This window comes from Dyadobacter beijingensis DSM 21582 (genome assembly GCF_000382205.1).
Lineage (GTDB): Bacteria > Bacteroidota > Bacteroidia > Cytophagales > Spirosomataceae > Dyadobacter > Dyadobacter beijingensis.
Window position 1 is genome coordinate 128,587 of sequence record NZ_KB907790.1, and the last position, 20,676, is coordinate 149,262.

Annotated in this window: 19 protein-coding genes; 16 read left to right on the plus strand and 3 right to left on the minus strand. The window is 50.0% G+C overall.

Going from position 1 to position 20,676, the window contains the following annotated elements; translation table 11 throughout:
* Window positions 1–33 precede the first annotated feature (33 nt).
* Window positions 34–1,044, plus strand: coding sequence for a zinc-binding dehydrogenase (locus H144_RS0124115; protein ID WP_019944677.1), 1,011 nt, complete (start codon window positions 34–36; stop codon window positions 1,042–1,044).
* 2 nt (window positions 1,045–1,046) lie between these two features.
* Here H144_RS0124115 and murQ read toward each other — a convergent pair whose 3' ends face one another.
* Complete coding sequence (gene murQ, locus H144_RS0124120) at window positions 1,047–1,850, minus strand: N-acetylmuramic acid 6-phosphate etherase (RefSeq protein ID WP_019944678.1); 804 nt, start codon at window positions 1,848–1,850, stop codon at window positions 1,047–1,049.
* Window positions 1,851–2,175: 325 nt separating this feature from the next.
* Here murQ and ilvD point away from each other — a divergent pair, with 325 nt between their 5' ends.
* The 12 genes from ilvD (at window position 2,176) to H144_RS33045 (ending at window position 16,341) form a co-directional block, all read left to right on the plus strand.
* The gene (gene ilvD / locus H144_RS0124125; RefSeq protein ID WP_019944679.1) at window positions 2,176–3,861 is read left to right on the plus strand and encodes a dihydroxy-acid dehydratase; all 1,686 of its coding nucleotides are present in this window, start codon (window positions 2,176–2,178) and stop codon (window positions 3,859–3,861) included.
* A 42-nt stretch (window positions 3,862–3,903) separates the two neighbouring features.
* A complete protein-coding gene (ilvB, locus tag H144_RS0124130; RefSeq protein WP_019944680.1) occupies window positions 3,904–5,664 on the plus strand; it encodes a biosynthetic-type acetolactate synthase large subunit in 1,761 nt (586 codons plus the stop codon).
* Window positions 5,665–5,682: 18 nt separating this feature from the next.
* Window positions 5,683–6,216, plus strand: coding sequence for an acetolactate synthase small subunit (gene ilvN, locus H144_RS0124135; protein ID WP_019944681.1), 534 nt, complete (start codon window positions 5,683–5,685; stop codon window positions 6,214–6,216).
* Window positions 6,217–6,280: 64 nt separating this feature from the next.
* Entirely contained in the window at window positions 6,281–7,327 is a 1,047-nt protein-coding gene (gene ilvC / locus H144_RS0124140) for a ketol-acid reductoisomerase (RefSeq protein WP_019944682.1), read from the plus strand.
* 94 nt (window positions 7,328–7,421) lie between these two features.
* On the plus strand, window positions 7,422–8,678 hold the full coding sequence (gene ilvA / locus H144_RS0124145) for a threonine ammonia-lyase IlvA (protein WP_019944683.1): 1,257 nt from the start codon (window positions 7,422–7,424) through the stop codon (window positions 8,676–8,678).
* An 18-nt stretch (window positions 8,679–8,696) separates the two neighbouring features.
* Entirely contained in the window at window positions 8,697–9,545 is an 849-nt protein-coding gene (locus H144_RS0124150) for an AraC family transcriptional regulator (RefSeq protein ID WP_019944684.1), read from the plus strand.
* 25 nt (window positions 9,546–9,570) lie between these two features.
* On the plus strand, window positions 9,571–9,963 hold the full coding sequence (locus H144_RS0124155; RefSeq protein ID WP_019944685.1) for a nucleotidyltransferase family protein: 393 nt from the start codon (window positions 9,571–9,573) through the stop codon (window positions 9,961–9,963).
* 204 nt (window positions 9,964–10,167) lie between these two features.
* Window positions 10,168–11,571, plus strand: coding sequence for a 3-isopropylmalate dehydratase large subunit (gene leuC / locus H144_RS0124160; protein WP_019944686.1), 1,404 nt, complete (start codon window positions 10,168–10,170; stop codon window positions 11,569–11,571).
* Between the two features lie 14 nt (window positions 11,572–11,585).
* Complete coding sequence (gene leuD, locus H144_RS0124165) at window positions 11,586–12,182, plus strand: 3-isopropylmalate dehydratase small subunit (protein WP_019944687.1); 597 nt, start codon at window positions 11,586–11,588, stop codon at window positions 12,180–12,182.
* An 80-nt stretch (window positions 12,183–12,262) separates the two neighbouring features.
* Window positions 12,263–13,825 carry a hydroxymethylglutaryl-CoA lyase-like TIM-barrel protein gene (locus H144_RS32445; protein ID WP_033403243.1) on the plus strand — a complete coding sequence of 521 codons (1,563 nt, stop codon included), beginning with the start codon at window positions 12,263–12,265 and terminating at the stop codon, window positions 13,823–13,825.
* 27 nt (window positions 13,826–13,852) lie between these two features.
* Window positions 13,853–14,923 (plus strand): 3-isopropylmalate dehydrogenase, encoded by a 1,071-nt coding sequence (gene leuB / locus H144_RS0124175; RefSeq protein ID WP_019944689.1) that lies wholly within the window; start codon window positions 13,853–13,855, stop codon window positions 14,921–14,923.
* A 263-nt stretch (window positions 14,924–15,186) separates the two neighbouring features.
* Entirely contained in the window at window positions 15,187–16,341 is a 1,155-nt protein-coding gene (locus tag H144_RS33045) for a 2-isopropylmalate synthase (RefSeq protein WP_084600013.1), read from the plus strand.
* A 141-nt stretch (window positions 16,342–16,482) separates the two neighbouring features.
* Here H144_RS33045 and purU read toward each other — a convergent pair whose 3' ends face one another.
* Window positions 16,483–17,316, minus strand: a complete 834-nt coding sequence (purU, locus tag H144_RS0124185; RefSeq protein WP_084600016.1) for a formyltetrahydrofolate deformylase — start codon at window positions 17,314–17,316, stop codon at window positions 16,483–16,485.
* Window positions 17,317–17,454: 138 nt separating this feature from the next.
* Between purU and msrC the strand changes: the two genes are divergently transcribed.
* Complete coding sequence (msrC, locus tag H144_RS0124190) at window positions 17,455–17,940, plus strand: free L-methionine (R)-S-oxide reductase MsrC (protein ID WP_026350956.1); 486 nt, start codon at window positions 17,455–17,457, stop codon at window positions 17,938–17,940.
* A 91-nt stretch (window positions 17,941–18,031) separates the two neighbouring features.
* Here msrC and H144_RS0124195 read toward each other — a convergent pair whose 3' ends face one another.
* Entirely contained in the window at window positions 18,032–18,328 is a 297-nt protein-coding gene (locus H144_RS0124195; RefSeq protein ID WP_015813116.1) for a muconolactone Delta-isomerase family protein, read from the minus strand.
* A gap of 246 nt (window positions 18,329–18,574) precedes the next feature.
* On the opposite strand from H144_RS0124195, the gene H144_RS0124200 reads away from it, so the two are divergent.
* Window positions 18,575–19,144: an RNA polymerase sigma factor gene (locus H144_RS0124200; protein WP_019944693.1), complete on the plus strand. Its 570-nt coding sequence runs from the start codon at window positions 18,575–18,577 to the stop codon at window positions 19,142–19,144.
* A complete protein-coding gene (locus H144_RS0124205) occupies window positions 19,113–20,588 on the plus strand; it encodes an outer membrane beta-barrel protein (RefSeq protein ID WP_229207981.1) in 1,476 nt (491 codons plus the stop codon). The genes H144_RS0124200 and H144_RS0124205 overlap by 32 nt, the downstream gene beginning before the upstream one ends.
* Window positions 20,589–20,676 lie beyond the last annotated feature (88 nt).

The following is a 20,676-nucleotide window of genomic DNA, read 5'->3' on the forward strand; positions in this document are numbered from 1 at the left end:
CGGTTCATCATTTTTTGTTTAAACCCCAACATTATGAAAGCCGCTATTTTAAAAAGTCTTCATGAGCCGCTGGTGATTGAAGAAACGCAAAAGCCAAACCCCGGCCCGGGAGAGGTGATCGTGGAGGTGAAGGCCGCGTCGCTGAACCACCGCGATGTGTGGATACAGAAAGGACTTTACCCCCGAATTACAACACCCATCATCCCCGGCTCCGACGGCGCAGGCATTGTGACCGAAGTGGGTGATGGTGTAGCCAAAAGCTGGATCGGGAAGGAAGTGATCATTAACCCGTCCCAGAACTGGGGCGATAATCCCGATTTTTACAGTGAAGACCATAAAATCCTCGGCCTGCCGGATAACGGCACATTTGCCGGATATGTGAAAACGGAAGCGAAGTACCTGGCCGAAAAGCCGGCGCATTTATCATTCGAAGAAGCTGCGGCCGTGCCGATGGGCGGGCTTACGGCCTGGCGGTCGCTCATCACGCGCTGCCGGTTCAAAGAAGGGGATCGTGTGCTCGTAACGGGTGCGGGCGGCGGCGTGGCGCTTTTTGCGATCCAGTTCGCCATTGCGGCGGGCGCGGAAGTATGGGTAACCTCGGGTTCCGACCAGAAAATACAGCGGGCGATCGAAATGGGTGCGAAAGGAGGTATTAACTATAAAAACCCGACGTGGTTCCGCGATCTGCTCGTGAAAGCGCGCGGTCCGAAGACGGGATATTTCAATGTGATTATCGACAGCGCGGGAGGTCCGGGTTTTGCCAAACTGATCGACATTGCCGCGCCGGGAGCGCGCATTTGTTTCTACGGCGGCGGTACGGGCAACATTACCGACATTGTGCCCGCCAAAGTGTTTTTCAAACAATTGAACATCCTCGGCAGCACAATGGGTACCGAGGCAGAATTTGCCGACATGGTGCAATTCATCAGCGAAAAGCAGATCGTGCCGGTGATCGACCGGGTCTTCCCGCTGGAAGAAGCCGAGCAGGCACTCCGCTACATGGATGCCGGGCAGCAGTTCGGTAAAATCGTGCTCTCGTTGTAATGCTATTTGCGGACGGCCTCGATGGCCGCGCGCACGCTTCCGTGCTCGTCGAGCAGTGATTGCGCTTCATCCGGCGCGATATTCAGCTCGTCAATGATCATACGCAACGCCCTGTTGACCAGTTTTTCGTTGGTGAGCTGCATATCGACCATCTTGTTACCTTTCACCTTGCCCAGGCGGATCATGACCGAAGTCGAAATCATGTTCAGCGCCAGTTTCTGGGCCGTGCCGGATTTCATACGCGTGCTACCGGTGAGAAATTCAGGACCGACGACTATTTCAACGGGATATTCGGCTGCTTTGGCTACTGCCGAGCCGTCGTTGCAAACCACGCAGCCCGTGAGCAAGCCCGCATTGCGCGCTTCGTTCAAGCCGCCGATCACATAAGGCGTGCGGCCGGAAGCGGCAATACCTACCAATGTATCGTTTTCATTGGGCGCGAATGCTGCCAGGTCTTTCCACGCCTGGTTCCAGTCGTCTTCCGCGTTTTCCACCGCTTTCCGGATAGCGGTATCGCCGCCGGCGATGATTCCTACCACGAGATCGAAAGGTACGCCGAATGTCGGCGGGCATTCCGACGCATCCACTACGCCTAATCTTCCGCTGGTGCCTGCCCCGATATAGAAGAGCCGGCCGCCCTTTTTCATCCTCGGCACGATCTGCTCCACCAATGCTTCGATCTGCGGGATCGATTTCTGAACGGCATGAGGTACGGTCTGGTCCTCGCGGTTAATGGAGGTCAGGATTTCGTTAACACTCATTTTTTCGAGGTCATTATAGTAGGAAGATGATTCGGTCGTCAGCATTGTGGTTCGTGGTTTTTGGAATTCAAAATTAAATCTTTTCCGATAACGATCCCGCACCGGGAAGAAATTTGGTATTTATCATAGATTAATAACAAAAAATCCTTCCAATGTTTGGAAAATAAAAAGATTGGCTCCTAATTTGTAACACCAAGTCAAAAACAGCGAAATTTCGCTAGACTTAAATGTTACGCTAAAATGAAATCGACAATCATCGTCCCGGTCCTACTTATCGTCACGCAATAGCGTGAGTGGGATGATAGCACATAACTGGCACCTCACTCACACAACCGAGTGGGGTGTTTTTATTTAAATACAATCATTCACTATGGCGACAGAATTAAACAGATTTTCGAAGACCCTTACCCAGGAAGTTACTAACCCCGCAGCGCAGGCCATGCTTTACGGCATTGGTCTGAAGGAAGAAGATTTCGTGAAACCGCAGATCGGTATTGCCAGCACCGGTTATGAGGGGAATCCTTGCAACATGCACCTGAACGGCTTGTCGGTGTACGTGAAACAGGGTGTGAATGCGAATGATATGGTCGGCCTGATCTTCAACACGATCGGTGTGTCGGACGGTATGACCAACGGGAACGACGGTATGCGCTACTCGCTGCCGAGTCGCGACATTATTGCGGATTCGATCGAAACGGTCGTGGCGGCGCAATGGTACGATGGCGTGATCGCGGTGGTAGGTTGTGACAAAAACATGCCGGGTGCCATTATGGCGATGGCGCGTCTGGACCGTCCTTCGATCATGGTGTACGGCGGAACGATCCGTTCGGGACATTATAAAGGACAAAAACTGGACATCGTTTCGGCATTCGAAGCGTTGGGTAAGAAGTTTGCGAACAATATATCTGACGAAGATTACAAAGGTGTAATTCAAAATTCGATCCCTGGCCAGGGTGCTTGCGGCGGTATGTATACGGCCAACACGATGGCGTCGTCGATCGAGGCAATGGGATTGAGCCTGCCGTTCAGCAGCTCCTACCCGGCCACGCACGAAGGCAAGCAGGAAGAATGCAAGAAGATCGGTGCGGCGATGAAGAAATTGCTCGAACTGAACATTACGCCGAAAGACATTATTACTAAAAAGTCGCTTGAAAACGCACTGACCGTCGTAATGGCGCTCGGCGGATCTACCAACGCGGCATTGCATTACCTGGCGATTGCTCGTGCGGCAGACATTCCTTTGACATTGGACGACATTCAGGCGATCTCGGACCGCACGCCGTTCATCGCGGATTTGAAGCCTAGCGGTAAATACTTCATGGAAGATATCCTGGAAATCGGCGGTGTTCCTGCGGTGACCAAGTATTTGTATTCGGTAGGACTCATTCACGGAGATTGCATTACGGTTACAGGCAAGACTGTCGCTGAAAACCTCGCAGAGGCGCCGGATTTGAATTTTGAAACACAAAAAATGGTGTTCCCGATCGAAACACCGATCAAGCCTTCGGGCCACATTCAGGTGCTTTACGGTAACCTGGCGCCAAGCGGAGCAGTTGCGAAAATCACCGGCAAGGAAGGTCTGACGTTCGATGGCGAAGCCAAAGTGTGCGAGCACGAATCGGAGATTATCGACATGCTGTCGAAAGGAGAAATCAAGGCCGGCCACGTGGTAGTAATCCGTAATGCAGGCCCGAAAGGCGGTCCGGGTATGTCGGAAATGCTGAAACCTACTTCCGCGGTAATGGGAGCGGGCCTGGGCGACAAGATCGCATTGATCACCGACGGTCGTTTCTCAGGCGGTACGCACGGTTTCGTGGTAGGCCACATTACTCCGGAAGCATTCGAAGGCGGGCCGATCGCGCTCGTGAAAGACGGCGACCGGATCAGCATCGATGCCAACACCCGCGTCCTGACGCTGCACATTTCCGACGAAGAAATGGCAGCCCGCAAAGCCGCCTGGGTACAACCCGCGCCGCGCTTTACAAAAGGTATGCTGGGAAGATATATCAGAACCGTGAAGTCGGCCAGCGAAGGCTGCGTGACTGACGAAGCGTAAAATTCACGATAGAAATTCATCCGACTAAACAATACAGAGGTCATGGGATTTAATGAAAATCAAACTGCAACAATTCAGGGCTCGGAACCGGCGGTTTCGGTGGCGAAGCCGGAGCTGATCAATGGCTCGCATGCGGTCATCCAGTCGCTGATCGCCGAAGGTGTTAAAACCATTTTCGGGTATCCGGGCGGGGCGATTATGCCGGTGTATGATGCGATCTATGACTATCAGGACCAGATCAATCACATCCTGGTGCGCCACGAGCAAGGTGCTGCGCACGCCGCGGAAGGCTTTGCGCGCATTTCGGGCGAGGTAGGCGTGTGCCTTGTAACTTCCGGACCTGGCGCTACCAACCTCGTGACGGGTATCGCCGACGCGATCATCGATTCTACGCCGATGGTCTGCATTATCGGCCAGGTGGCGTCACATTTGCTGGGCACCGACGCATTTCAGGAAACCGACGTGATGGGTATCACCATTCCGATCACGAAATGGAACTACCAGGTGACCAACGCCGACGAAATCCCTGAAATCATCGCGAAAGCATTTTACATCGCGAAATCAGGTCGTCCGGGGCCTGTGCTGATCGACATCACGAAAGATGCGCAGCAAAAGCTGATGACGAAGCCTTTCGTACATAAGAAAACCGAGAAACTGCTTAGCTACCACCCGCGCCTTGCTCCGAAAGATGAGCAGCTGGCAGCGGCGGCGAAGCTGATCAACCAGGCGAAACGTCCGTTCCTGTTCGTAGGCCATGGCGTACAGATTTCCGGTGCAGAGCAGGAATTGATCCGGTTCATTGAAAAAACCGATATTCCGGCTGCTTCGACATTGCTCGGGCTTTCGTCCATACCGGTAGACCACCCGAATTATGTGGGCTGGCTGGGTATGCACGGTAACTACGGTACCAACGTGCTCACCAACCAATGCGACCTCATTATCGCTGTCGGAATGCGTTTCGACGACCGGGTGACAGGCGATTTAAGCCGTTATGCGAAGCAGGCGAAGGTTGTTCACATTGAAATCGACCCGGCGGAGATCGACAAAATTGTGAAAGCCGATGCGCCGGTGGTAGGTGATGCCAAAAAAGCATTGGAATTACTGCTTCCACTGGTGAACGAGAATAACCACGAAGCCTGGAAAGCGGAATTTAAGAAATACGACGCAATTGAGGACGAGAAAATCACGCAGCCTGAACTGGCCCCCACGACCGAGAAGATCAAAATGGCGGAAGTGATCCGCACGCTTTCGGATAAAACCAAAGGTGAAGCGGTGATCGTGGCGGACGTGGGCCAGCACCAGATGATGACTGCGCGCTATTACCAGTTCAAAAAGCCCAGCTCTTTCATTACATCGGGCGGTTTGGGAACAATGGGTTACGCGTTGCCGGCCTCATTCGGAGCGAAAGTAGGCGCGCCCGACCGCGAAGTTGTGGCGATGATCGGTGACGGATGTTTCCAGATGACGATTCAGGAGCTTGGTACGATTGCGCAAAGCGGCTTGCCGGTTAAGATTATTATTCTTAACAACAACTTCCTCGGAATGGTACGTCAGTGGCAACAGCTTTTCCACCAGAAACGCTATTCGTTCGTGGAGCTGCAAAACCCCGATTTCATCACGATCGCCAAAGGTTTCGGCATTGATGGCCATACCTGCGCGAAACGCGAGGATTTGCACGCATCGCTCGACAAAATGCTGGCTTCCGACAAGCCTTACCTGCTGGAAGTGCTGGTGGAGAAAGAAGAAAACGTGTTCCCGATGGTGCCAACGGGCGCTTGTGTAGCCGATATCCGTTTGGAATAATATAAAAGAGGAAGAATCATGACATCATACACCATTTGTGTTTTCACCGAGAACTCCATTGGTATTCTCAACAAGATCACGACGATTTTCACGCGGAGAAGGATCAACATCGAAAGCCTGACCGTTTCTGAAACCGAGCGTAAGGGTATTTCCCGCTTCACGATCGTCATCCGTAGCGAGTCGCGCGAGACGGTGGAAAAGCTCGTCCGCCAGATCCGCAAGATCATCGAAGTGCTGGCCGTGTTCGGGTATCTCAATGAAGACATCGCGTACAACGAGATCGCATTGTTCAAGGTTTCGACGCCGATCGGCGCCAAACCGCTCGATATCGAGACGATCAACAAGACTTACAAGGCCTGGGTCGTTTACTGGCACCTCACGTATGTGATCATCCAGAAGACGGGTACCGAAGAGGAGATCTTTGAATTTTTCGACTATATCAAACCCCACGAAATCCTCGAATTCGTTCGCTCGGGCCGTGTGGCGGTAAGCAAATCGCCTCAGACACTGGTAGATTATCTGCCGGAAGCGGAATGGGAGTATTACCAATAGTCTATAAAGTTTTAGTAGTATTGCTTTTAAATTCGTAGTAAATCAATAATCCAATCAATAATCAATGGCAAAATTAAATTTCGGCGGGGTCGAAGAAGAAGTAGTAACCCGTGAAGAATTTCCACTTGAAAAAGCACGTGAAGTACTTTCTACTGAAACTATCGCTGTAATTGGTTACGGCGTACAAGGCCCAGGCCAAAGCTTGAACATGCGTGACAACGGATTCAATGTAATCGTTGGTCAGCGTAAAGGTGGTAAGTCCTGGGACAAAGCCGTTGCTGACGGATGGGTACCAGGCGAAACGCTTTTCGACATCGAAGAGGCGCTTGCAAAAGGAACCATCATTTGCTACTTGCTTTCTGACGCAGCTCAGATCGAACTTTGGCCAACTGTTAAAAAACACCTTACTGCCGGTAAATCATTGTATTTCTCACACGGCTTCGGTGTAACTTATAAGGATCAGACCGGCATCGTTCCTCCTGCTGACGTGGACGTATACCTGGTTGCTCCAAAAGGATCAGGAACTTCATTGCGCCGTCTGTTCGTAGAAGGAAAAGGCTTGAACTCTTCTTTCGCGGTATTCCAGGATGCTACCGGCAAAGCGCGTGAAAAATGTATCGCAATGGGTATCGGCGTAGGTTCAGGTTACCTGTTCGAAACCGATTTCTACCGTGAAGTAACTTCCGACCTTACCGGCGAGCGTGGTACTTTGATGGGTGCTATCCAGGGTATTTTCGCTGCACAATACGAAGTGTTGCGTTCAAATGGCCATACGCCATCGGAAGCATTCAACGAAACAGTGGAAGAATTGACCCAATCATTGATGCCATTGGTGGCTGAAAATGGTATGGACTGGATGTACGCTAACTGCTCTACTACTGCACAGCGTGGTGCTTTGGATTGGTGGAAGCCTTTCCGTGACGCTACGAAGCCTGTTTTCGAGCAACTTTACAACTCTGTAAAGAGCGGCGAGCAAGCTACTATCTCGATCACCCGCAACTCACAGCCTGACTACCGTGTGAAACTGGAAGAAGAACTGGCTGAGCTGCGCGAATCAGAAATGTGGCAGGCAGGTACAACTGTACGCGGATTGCGCCCAGAAAGAAACTAATTGTTTCAGAATAATTTATTGCAGTTGACTTAGGTCAACTGCAAAAGATAAAAATGGAGCTTTGCTTTTTGCAAAGCTCTTTTCATTGAATCCTATGAGCACTTCACATTCCGTTCCGACTCTCGATAACATATTCCTCGCCGCCGAACGCCTGCGCGGGGTGATTAACCACACACCGATATTTTACAATGCACATCTTTCGGAGCAGTATGGGGCTAATATTTACCTCAAAAGAGAAGATCTGCAGACGGTCCGCTCCTACAAAATCCGGGGCGCCTATAACAAAATGGCCAGCCTCACGCCCGAGGCCCTCGCGGGCGGGATCGTGTGTGCGAGCGCTGGCAACCACGCGCAAGGCGTAGCGTACGCGTGTAGGAAAATGGAGGTAAAAGGCGCGATTTTCATGCCTACCACCACCCCGGCGCAGAAGGTGAAGCAAGTGCGGTTGTTTGGCCAGGAATGGATTGAAATCCATTTGGTAGGTGATACCTATGACGATGCCTATCACGCATCTATGGCCTACCGTGACAGCACCAATGCCGTTTTTGTGCACCCTTTCGACGATTTACAGGTGATAGAAGGCCAGGGAACAGTAGGGCTGGAAATATTCAAAGACGCCGATTTCAAAATAGATTATCTGCTGATGGCGATTGGCGGAGGCGGATTAGCGTCAGGTATTTCAACTGTTTTCAAACAGCTTTCGCCCAAAACCCAGCTGATCGGCGTAGAACCGGAAGGCTCCCCGACGATGCATAAATCCATCCAGGAAGGACATGTGGTGACCCTGGATAATATCGACAAGTTCGTGGACGGCGCCGCGGTAAAGCGTGCCGGCGACATTACATTCGATATTTGCAGCAAGAGCCTGAACCAGATCCTTCTCGTACCGGAAGGAAAGGTATGCTCGTCGATTTTGCAGCTTTACAATGAAGAAGCCATCGTAGCCGAACCCGCCGGCGCATTGACAGTGGCTGCATTGGACCTGATCAAAGAGGATATTACGGGTAAAAATGTAGTAGTGCTGATCAGTGGAGGGAATAATGACATTACACGAACGGAAGAAATTAAGGAGCGCTCGTTGCTCTATGAAGGCTTGAAGCATTATTTCATCATCCGTTTCCCGCAGCGCTCGGGTGCATTCCGGGAATTTTTGAATGTCCTCGGGCCGAATGATGATATTGCCCGTTTCGAATACGTGAAAAAGACGAACCGCGAGCAGGGGCCTGCGTTGGTGGGTATTGAATTGAAAAGTCGCGAAGACTTCGCCCCGCTCATCGAACGAATGGATTCGAATAGAGTGGTTTATGAATATCTGAATGATCAGCCGGATTTGTTTCAGTTTATGGTGTAACATTTAGCCGATAACAACTTGCTCCGCGTACCATCCGATATCAGCTCCCAGGAATTTGAGTCCCTGAAAATTCAGGATATGACCTTCGTGGCCTATCGGAATGAGGTGTATCCTTCCAAATACGATGTGTTTTTCGAGGAACATGCGGTGATTGTCGTGCTGGAAGGCGAGAAGAAATTCACCAGCCCGACCCAGGAAGTGCATGTAGAAAAAGGGGATATTCTGTTCATTCAGAGGGGTTTTTACCTCATGTCGGAATCCATTCATGAGGCTTACAAGAGTCTGGTTTTCTTTTTTGATGAAAAGCTGCTGAAAGAGTTCGTAGGGCTGCATCCGGAGCTTTTCGACGCGCAAAAAGATGCAGAAACTGTCGAATACCCGATTCTGTTGTTGAAGTCGGATGATAATTTCGAGAAATTTATCCAATCCGTGTTTCCCTACTTCCGGTCTAGAACGGAGTTGAAGAACCACTTTCTGCGATTGAAATTTCAGGAGTTGCTGCTGCATTTAATGGAATTGGATAATTCAAACCAGCTGCGGGGTATTTTGTACAGCTTGTATAAGGGAGAGAAAGTCGACCTTTCGTTTTTAATGAACAGCTATTACCTGAAACCGCTTACACTCAATGAGCTGGCGCGTTTGTCGGGTAGGAGCTTGTCTGCATTCAAAAGGGATTTTCAGGACGAATTCAATACCTCGCCGGCACTATGGCTGAAAAACAAGCGGCTCGACTACGCGGATTTCCTGTTGAGGAACAGCACCAAAAACGTTTCCGAGATCAGTACGGAGATCGGCTACGAGAGCGTTTCGCATTTTATCAAGACTTATAAAGAGAAGTACGGGACTACGCCGAAGCGGCAGGGGTGAATTGTTAATTTCAAATCCATAGGTTATGAAGTTACCGGATAGAATATTGAAGGGAATCAATGAAGGTAGGGAGGAAATTGCCGAAGGGCGCTTCATAACATTGAGCCAATTCGAGGACAGGATGCGAAACCGTACGCTAACAAGAATTTTAGACTGTCTACATAAGCATAAACTCAGCCTGTTTGCCAAGTATCCAATAAGATCACTTGCACTCTTCGGTTCCTATGCACGGAACGAGGCTCGCGAGGAAAGCGACGTGGATATTTTGGTCGAATTTTCTCAGCCTGTTGGCTTCGAATTTATTGACTTAGCGGGAGAGCTTGAAGAACTATTGCAGCAGAAAGTAGATCTGGTAAGTAAGAATGGGGTCAAACCGAATGTTTGGCCATTTATAGAGAAGGATCTGATTTATATCTAAGTTCGGAGACGCGATACAAATAAAGATTTCCGCTCAAACCATCTCCCCAAACCAAAATCACTATTTTTTGAACCTTTACCGTTATACATATTCCTTTAATTATACGGTAATTTGTAATGTCGGTTCTCCTTTTGAGAAAGGCGTTGATTATCAGCTCTTTCTTGGAAGCCTGAACGACGAGGCGAAATTCTAATTTTAATCAAAATGAGTAATCAAGCGAGTACCCTTTTCGACAAAGTGTGGGATGCCCACGTTGTCCGTAAAATCGAGGATGGTCCGGATGTGTTTTTCATCGACCGCCATTTTATCCACGAAGTAACAAGCCCTGTTGCTTTCCTTGGACTCGAAAACAGAGGCATTGGTGTGATGTACCCCGAGCGCACTTTCGCGACGGCCGATCACAACACCCCGACCATCAACCAGCACCTTCCTGTGGCTGACCCGCTTTCGGCTAACCAGCTGAAAGCCCTCGAATCGAATGCTGCGAAATACGGCATCTCACACTGGGGACTGGGCCACGCTCGCAACGGGATTGTACACGTGGTAGGGCCTGAAAACGGTATTACGCTGCCGGGCATGACCATCGTTTGCGGTGATTCCCACACTTCTACCCACGGAGCATTCGGCGCGATCGCGTTCGGTATCGGTACTTCGGAGGTAGAAATGGTGCTTTCTTCGCAATGCATTATGCAGCCTAAGCCTAAGAAAATGCGTGTAAACGTGAATGGCCAGCTGGGCAAAGGGGTTACTCCGAAAGACGTGACGCTTTATATTATCTCGAAACTGACCACTGCCGGCGCGACGGGCTATTTTGTTGAATATGCAGGTGATGTGTTTGAAAACATGTCGATGGAAGGCCGTATGACCGTCTGCAACATGAGCATCGAAATGGGTGCCCGCGGCGGTATGATCGCTCCCGACGAAACGACTTTTGCGTACATCAACGGCCGCGAGCAAGCTCCGAAAGGAGAGAAGTGGGACAAAGCATTGGCTTACTGGAAAACTTTGAAAACAGACGAAGGCGCTGCTTTTGATAAGGAATATAATTTCGACGCGGCCGACATCGAGCCGATGATCACTTACGGTACCAACCCCGGAATGGGACAAGGTATTACAAGGGCGATCCCTACTTCCGACAAAGTGGAAGGTGGTAAGGCTACTTATGACAAGTCGCTGAATTACATGGGCTTCCATGAGAACGAGAATATGCTGGGCAAGAAAATCGACTACGTTTTCATTGGTAGCTGTACCAATGGCCGTATCGAGGACTTCCGTGCATTCGCGTCGATCGTGAAAGGCCGTAAGAAGGCCGACAATGTGACGGCGTGGATCGTTCCGGGCTCGCATATTGTAGAAGCGCAGATTAAAGAAGAGGGTATTCTGGACATTCTGACCGAAGCTGGTTTCGAGCTGCGCCAGCCTGGATGCTCGGCTTGTCTCGCGATGAACGACGACAAGATTCCTGCCGGCAAATATGCCGTAAGTACTTCTAACCGTAACTTCGAAGGTCGCCAGGGTCCCGGCGCACGTACGTTGCTCGCAAGCCCGCTCGTTGCCGCCGCAGCAGCTGTTACCGGCGTAGTTACAGATCCAAGAACACTTCTTTAATCCGCATTAACACAATGGCTTACGATAAATTCACCATACTGAAAAGCTCGGCCGTGCCTTTGCCGATCGAAAACGTCGATACAGACCAGATTATCCCTGCACGCTTCCTGAAAGCGACCAAACGCGAAGGATTCGGCGACAACCTCTTCCGCGACTGGCGGTATAACGGCGACGATACGCCGAAGCAGGACTTCGTCTTGAACAACCCTATTTACTCCGGAAAAATACTCGTAGGAGGCCACAACTTCGGCAGCGGTTCCAGCCGCGAGCACGCTGCGTGGGCGATCTACGACTACGGTTTCCGCTGCGTTGTTTCCAGCTTCTTTGCGGATATTTTCAAGGGTAACTCATTGAATATCGGTATCTTGCCGGTGCAGGTGAGCCCTGAATTCCTCAACAAAATTTTCGAAGCGATCGAGGCCGATCCGAATACGGAACTGGAAGTGAACCTGCCAGAACAAAGCATTACCATCCTGGCAACCGGAGAGAAAGAGTCTTTCGACATCAATGGTTATAAAAAACACAACCTGACGAACGGCTTCGACGATATCGATTATCTGCAAGCTATGAAGGGAGAGATCAAGGAGTTTGAAGCTGAAAGAATATTTTAATGGGCTGTCGGCGATCGGCAGTCGGCTGTCGAACTTGATTTTCTGACCGCCGACTGCTGACCGCCGACGGCTGACTACCTATGAACAGCCGCTACATAGAAATAATGGACACGACACTTCGCGATGGTGAGCAAACCAGCGGGGTGTCGTTTTCCGCATCAGAAAAACTGACCATTGCCCAAATCCTTTTGCAGGAAGTGAAGGTAGATCGCATTGAAGTAGCCTCGGCACGCGTGTCGGAGGGGGAGTTTCAGGCGGTTAAAAAAATCACCGATTGGGCTGGTAAGAATGGTTTTCTGGATAAAATTGAAGTACTCACGTTCGTCGACGGCGACGCGTCCATTAACTGGATGGTGCAGGCCGGCGCGAAAGTGATGAACCTCCTCACCAAAGGGTCTCTCAACCATTTGACCCATCAACTCAAAAAATCGCCGGAAGCGCATTTCGAGGACATTCGCAATGTGGTCGAGCTGGCGGAAACGAAGGGCATTCAATGCAATGTGTACCTGGAAGATTGGAGCAACGGTATGCGTAGTTCCAAAGAATATGTGTTCCAATCGCTCGATTTCCTGACCACGCTGCCCGTCAAGCGCATTCTCCTGCCCGACACTCTCGGCATTCTGACGCCTTTTGAATCCTATACGTTTATCAAGGAGATCGTCGATCGTTATCCGAACCATCATTTCGAATTTCATGGCCATAACGATTATGACCTGGGTGTGGCGAATGTCATGGAAGCGCTTCGCGCGGGCGTGCAAGGCTTGCACCTGACCGTGAACGGCATGGGCGAGCGCACGGGTAATGCGCCGCTCGCGAGCACGATTGCCGTGATCAACGACCTCATGCCTGAATGCACGACGGCGGTCAATGAGAAGTCGCTGTACTCGATCAGCAAGCTGGTGGAGACGTTTTCGGGTATCCGCATTCCGGCCAACAAGCCGATTGTCGGCGAAAGCGTGTTCACCCAAACGGCAGGCATCCATGCAGATGGCGATAAAAAGAACAACCTGTATTTCAGCAAGCTGATGCCCGAGCGTTTCGGCCGTCAGCGGTTGTATGCATTGGGTAAAACTTCCGGAAAGGCGAATATCGAGAACAATCTGCGGGATCTGGGCATCACACTGTCGGACGCCGATTTGAAGAAGGTAACGCAACGCATTATCGAGCTCGGCGACCGCAAAGAGGCTGTGACGCCTGAGGATTTGCCTTACATTATCTCCGATATCCTCGATAGCGACGCCATTGAAGAAAAGGTGGTCATCACCAATTATGTGCTTACGCATTCCAAAAATCTGAAACCGTCCGCCACATTGCAGATATCTTTCGGCGAGGAGGTTTTTGAGGAGAATGCACAGGGCGACGGTCAGTACGATGCATTTATGAATGCATTGAAAAAGATTTATGCCAAAAAGGGGATCGACCTGCCGATGCTGAGTGACTACACCGTTCGCATTCCGCCTGGCGGTAAAACGGACGCATTGTGCGAAACGATCATTACCTGGGAAATCAACGGGAAGGAGGTTAAAACGCGCGGTCTGGATTCGGACCAGACGTTCTCGGCGATCAAGGCTACGCAGAAAATGCTGAACCTGATCGGCGTGCCTGAAAGCAAGATTGCAGCCGAACCCATCATTACTTTATAATTTATTGATTATCAATTAAAACTCTTAATGAAAAAGCATATCCTTATCGTTCCGGGCGACGGAATCGGACAAGAAGTTACAGAGGTAGGAAAGGCAGTGTTGGTAAAAATCGCCGAGAAATTCGGTCATGAATTCACTTACGACGAAGCATTGATGGGCCATGTGGCCATCGAAGCGACCGGCAATCCGCTTCCGGACGAGACCCTCGAAAAGATGCGTAACTCCGATGCGATCCTGTTCGGCGCCGTAGGTCACCCGAAATATGACAACGATCCTACTGCCAAAGTTCGCCCTGAGCAAGGCTTGCTTAAAATGCGCAAGGAGCTCGGTTTGTATGCTAACCTTCGTCCGATCAAGCTGTTCGACGAACTGTTAGGCGCCTCTTCCATCCGTCCTGAAATCCTGAAGGGTTCGGATATCCTTTTCTTCCGTGAGCTGACCGGCGATATTTATTTCGGAGAAAAAGGCCGCAAAAACGATAACAATACCGCTTACGACATCGCGGAATACAGCCGTTATGAAGTAGAGCGCATTGCACGCAAAGCATTTGAAGCTGCTCGTACGCGTGGAAAACGTCTTTGTTCGGTAGATAAGGCTAACGTTTTGGAGACCAGCCGTCTGTGGCGTGAAGTAGTTCAGGCGTTGGCTCCTGAATATCCGGACATTACCGTTGAGCACCAGTTTGTGGATGCAGCAGCGATGATGCTGATCAAAGATCCTAAGCGTTTCGACGTGGTTGTGACCGCGAACCTGTTCGGGGATATCCTTACCGACGAGGCCAGCCAGATTGCGGGATCAATGGGTATGCTCGCTTCGGCATCGGTTGGCGACAGCACAGGTGTTTACGAACCGATCCACGGCTCGGCGCACGACATTACAGGCAAAGGTGTTGCAAACCCCTTGGCATCAGTACTTTCGGCTGCATTGCTCCTCGATATTTCATTTGGTTTGAAAGAAGAATCGGAAGCGATTATTTCGGCGGTTGACAAGTTGCTGAAAGATGGTTTCAGAACGCGAGATATTGCCGATGCAACCACCCCGGCAGACAAGGTGTTGAATACCCAGCAGGCAGGCGAAGAGCTTTTGAAAAGAATTTAAAAAATTTCAAAGTTTTGCCAAACAATATTTGTTGCATTCAAAACTTGTGCTTTCTTTGCAGAAGAAACTCGCGGTTAGCGAAATTTCGCCGCATGAATATGAGCCAGCAGAATAACCTCAATCTCATTCTCCAACAACAACCGTGAGTCCGGGAAAGGTTATGTTTTGATATGTTCCAAACCCTTTCCCGTGACAAGGAAAGGGTTTTATATTGCTTGAAATATTGTTAAATTCGTGTCCCATAAAAAAATTAATACCCACCAATGAGTAATCGAGTTCAGATCTTCGACACTACTTTACGAGACGGCGAGCAAGTGCCGGGCAGCCAATTGACCACAGAAGAAAAAATTGTTGTTGCCACACAACTCGAAAAACTGGGGGTAGACATTATCGAAGCCGGTTTCCCGGTTTCAAGTCCCGGGGATTTTCGTTCCGTGGTTGAAATCTCCAAAGCAGTACGCGAGCCGATCATCTGTGCGCTTTCTCGTGCGGTGCAGGGCGATATTGACGCAGCAGCAGAAGCATTGCAATATGCACAGCGGGCTCGGATTCACACCGGTATCGGGTCGTCGGACATTCACATCCAGCATAAATTCAACACTACCCGTGAAAAAATCATCGAGAGGGCGATCGCGGCTACGAAATATGCTAAGAGCAAAGTAGAAGACGTAGAATTCTATTGCGAAGACGCCGGTCGCGCAGACCTGGTTTTCCTTTCCCAACTGGTAGAAGCGGTGATCGGCGCAGGTGCAACCGTGGTAAATATCCCTGACACGACAGGGTACTGCCTGCCCGACGAGTATGGTAATAAGATCAAATACATCTTCGAACACGTTTCGAACATCCATAAGGCAACCATTTCCATCCACTGCCACAACGACCTCGGCCTTGCAACGGCGAATTCCATCGCGGGTATCAATGCAGGAGCACGCCAGGTAGAGGTGACGATCAACGGGATCGGCGAGCGCGCCGGTAACACGTCGCTCGAAGAGGTGGTGATGGCGTTAAAAGTACATCAGGAACTGGGCCTGGAAACAGGTATCAACACGCAACACATTTACCCGACCAGCCAATTGGTGTCGAAAATGATGCGCATGCCGGTGCAGGCCAACAAGGCGATCGTTGGGCGTAATGCGTTCGCGCACTCGTCGGGGATTCACCAGGACGGCTTCCTGAAAAACAACCTGAACTACGAGATCATGAACCCGCAGGATGTGGGTGTGGATAAGTCGGATATCGTGCTGACTGCCCGCAGCGGTCGTCATGCGTTGAAGCACCGTCTGGAATTGCTGGGTTTCAGCTTTGAAAAACCAGTGCTGGATGAGTTGTATACCCGCTTCCTGGAAGTGGCCGACGTGAAGAAAGAAGTGAACGACGGAGACCTGGTTGAGCTGGTGCGTACAGCCGAAGCAGTTTAATTAGAATATCCTTAGAATTAGTTAACAGCTTGAATCTGAATTTGATGTTTTAAAGAAATTTTTGTAAGATTACATATTCAATAACATCCATCAGATTGCAAAAAGCCCTCGGTGATTCTGACTAAGGGCTTTTTCTTTGTTTTACAGGATGATGGTGCGGTTGTTATGGATAAAAACCCGGTCGTTAAATACCAGTTTTAGCGCCTTTGACAACACCGCTTTCTCCGTAACCTTTCCCAATGTTGCCATATCCGAAGCGGTTAGTTTGTGATCGACTTCTTTTACATCCTGCGCGATGATCGGGCCTTCGTCGAGGTCGTTGTTCACAAAGTGCGCGGTAGCTCCGATGATTTTCACACCTCTTTCGTAAGCCTGCCGGTACGGGTTTGCCCCGATGAATGCAGGTAGAAATGAATGGTGGATATTTACGATGCGGTTCGGATAACGGTCGACAAAACCAGGTGTGATAATACGCATATATTTGGCCAGCACTACATAATCGGGGCGGTAGATGTCGAGCGTCCGCAAGATCGCACTTTCGTGTTCCTCACGCGTTTTGTTTTCGTGGGAAATAAAATGAAAAGGGATTCCAAACTTGCTCACGAGCGGCTGCAATGCATTGTAATTGCTGATAACTGCCAGAATAGTCGCGTCGAGTTCATTGAATGCATAGCGGATCAGCAGCTCCCCCAGGCAGTGATGTTCCTTGGTCACCATGAGCACAATATCCTTGTTCTTTTTAGGATTAATGCGGAGGTTAAGCCCGGCCGGCAGTTCCGATTGCAGTGCGCTTAATAGTGCGGGGATATCCGCTTCGCCTTCAAATTCGGTACGCATAAAGAAATACCGTGAAGGACTTACGTATTCGTCGTTGCTGATGATATTTTGATTGTGGGCAAAAAGAATGCGGGTAACATGGTAGATCAGCCCCTTGTGATCGGGACCGTCCATTAATAATATATGTCTTTGACTCATCGGCGGGTTTTGCATTAAATCGAACTTCAAATATAGCATTCGCCGTTCTTAACTGCTCAATTTGAATGCATTTTAGCGTGAATCTGTAACTATTCAAATGGCATCCGTGTTAACCAGTAATCATAATGCATTTCAATGATGGCAGAGACATTATTTATACCCACAGATACAAATAGAGAAGCGGTTTACACGGCACTTTTTCCACAAATAGAAGCATTGATTGCCGATGAAGGTGACCTTATTGCCAACCTTGCGAATATAACCGCGGTTATTAAGGAGGCATTCGGCTTTTTCTGGATTGGATTTTACCTGGTAAAAGAAGGACAGCTGGTGCTCGGCCCATTCCAGGGACCCATTGCGTGTACGCGCATACCGTTCCACAAAGGCGTGTGCGGGGCAAGTTATTCCCGCGCCGAAACGATCATCGTGCCGGACGTGGAGGCATTTTCCGGCCATATCGCATGCAGTTCGGCATCCCGTTCGGAGATCGTAGTGCCTGTGTTTCACCGGAATGGAACGGTTGCAATGGTGCTGGACGTAGATAGCGACCAGCTCGATGATTTTAGCGAAACCGATCGCGCGCATCTGGAAAAAATCGCGTCGCTGATCACACGTAAGCTTTGATTTGAAGAAAAATAAGAAAGCCTCTTCCTGAATGGAGGAGGCCGGCGTTGCGGGCGATAACGCCCTGCCACGAAAAGTCTTTAAATGGGTGTCAGTTTAATGAAAACATGGGCAACCGGAGGGCCACCACATTGTTGAACATCAGCTTGGTTATCTTGGGGTCCATATAATCGATTAGTGGGAATTCCGAAACGAGCGACATTACTTCAAATTCACTTTCCGCTCTTACTACGCACCAGAGTCGGGAATAATCATCGGACAAAGCATAGGACATTAGCCTTCCCTGCTCCATCAGTTCATTAATCTTTTTTCTCTGAGCGGGTATTTTTGCTGTGAAATCTTCCGACATGACAGCCGGAAGCTGGATTTCAACCATATATTGGCTCATGGGCGATAGATTTTAGGTTGTAATTGTTAAAGGATAAGCGCCCCGGATTAGTTCCTTCATAGAAAGTACCAGCCATTTGGCAATAGTTTTTCAAAGTGTTCCAACCATTTTGATTATGAGCGTGTCAACTCACTTACGACGGCCTGAAAAAAGGAGGCCGGATCATAACGCAACAGTAATCGGCTATCTTATGGGTAGAGGTGCTGAATTTATTTACAAACCGAACGAAGCACCCCTAACCTTCGGATGACGTTTAACGAACAGGAATTGGTGAAAGGCTGCAAGCAGCGCAACCGGATCGCCCAGAAACAGCTATATGATGTTTATGGGGGTAAGTTGTTCGCTATATGCCTGCGCTACACGAAGAACCGCGCCGACGCGGAGGACGTGTTGCAGGATGCCTTCATCAAAATTTACGAAAACATTGATTCATTCAGGGCGGACAGCCCGCTGGAATACTGGCTCAGGTCTGTGGTAGTAAATACCGCGCTGAACCATTTGCGGCAGCAGAAGTATCTGAAAGAGCTGGATGATATCGATATACACCACAATGGTGTGGCCGACCGGGAGTTTACGCTGGGGAATTTCCAGATGCAGCAGTTGCAGGGAATGATCCAGGAACTTCCGCCGGGGTGTCAGACGATCTTCAATTTGTATGCAATTGAAGGTTATCAACACAATGAGATTGCCCAGATGCTGGGTATCTCCGAAGGGACTTCCAAATCGCAGTACTCGCGGGCGAGGAGTTTACTTCAACAAAAATTGAACAAAGAAAAAAGATTTGATGATGGATCCGTCCAACATAAACAGTTTTGAAGATCAGTGGAGGAAGGCCTTGCAGGAGGCTTCTGAGACGCCCCCGCCGTCGGTGTGGGCGGGTATAGAAGCGCGCCTGGACAAGGATGAGGAGAAGGTGATCCCGCTCTGGTGGCAATCGCCGAAAATGTGGTATGCCGCTGCGTCGATCGTAGCATTGATGCTCGTCGGTGGCGGGCTGTGGTATTCGGGTATCGAAAAAACCGGCGTACAAGTGGCTGTGAGCACAAAGCCGGTTGAAAAGCCAGCTGTCCCTGCGGGTAAAGCTGCACCTGTCGAAACCGCTGCGCCAGGATTGAACAAACCAGAAACGGCCAGGCCGGCTGATGACAATACCGCGATTGCTGCTCGGCGTAGCGGCAATGCTGCTGCCCGGAAACCGGAAAATGTACTGGGCAAAGTTCACGAACCAGCTGCGGAACCTGCCACCGTTGCAACAGCTACCGTTCCTCAAAATGCGGCTGCAAAAGGCACGTCGAATAGTTTGATTGCAGAAACAGGCGTTCCAACTACATTGCCGGCGGAAATCGCATCTTCCAAAATTGCCGGGACTAGCAATGCAGCAGCGGATGAAAATCAGCCGATTTCCGCGCAGCTACTGGCTTCGTTGCCATACAGCAACCTGGACGTTTACATGCAGAAACGCATTGTCTTCTTCCGTCCCGAAGTGCGTAATGAAGAGCCTGTAAAGGTTTCGAAACCTAAGGAATACTATGCGGGCGTAGGCATTATGCCAGCGTCGTTTAATCCGGATGTACAGTTAAAAGAAGCCCCGATGGCGTTTTCAGCCCAATCGGTGAGCCAGAAACGTGCCGTAACCGGTTCCAGCCAGGCGCGGGCGTCCTATGCCGTGCAAACGCAGGGTGGCGTGCGGCTTTCGAAGCACTGGTCGGTGGAAACGGGCGTGAGCTACCTCCGTGGAAATTCGGCTTACGAAGGCGGCGGTTATATGCTGAATGCCTACAACAGCATGGCGGCCAATGTACTTGAAAATGCACTGGCCGGGATGCCAGCCGCAGCAGCGAACAGCGATAAATCAGCCAATTTCGACAATGGCGCATTGTATATCGATGTGGCTAAAAAAGTGAGCAACAATTACCAGTATCTGCAATTGCCGGTTCAGGCGGGTTTTACATTGAACCCGGAGAAGAAGTTCAGCTACTCGGTGCTCGGCGGGATGATGGCGAATTTCTTTTTGGCCAATGAACTGGAATCCGCGTCGGGCGACATTATCCGGACCACCGCCAGCGACGAGATTTACCGCGGCATGAACTGGGCGGCTACGACCGGTTTGCGATTGAATTATAAACTTTCTGCAAACTGGGGCGCCAATCTGACAGGTTCTTATCAACGAGCGGTTTCGTCCGGTTTTAAATCCAATCAGAGCCTGGATTCGCACCCGTATTTGTACGGCGTTTCGTGGTCGGTTCGCTATTCTTTTTGAGAATATTGAAAAAAGTTTCCAACCATTACCGGTTGGTTTGAATCTTCGATTTGTGGGTTGATTGTGGAGAAGTAAAAAGTTCTTGCAT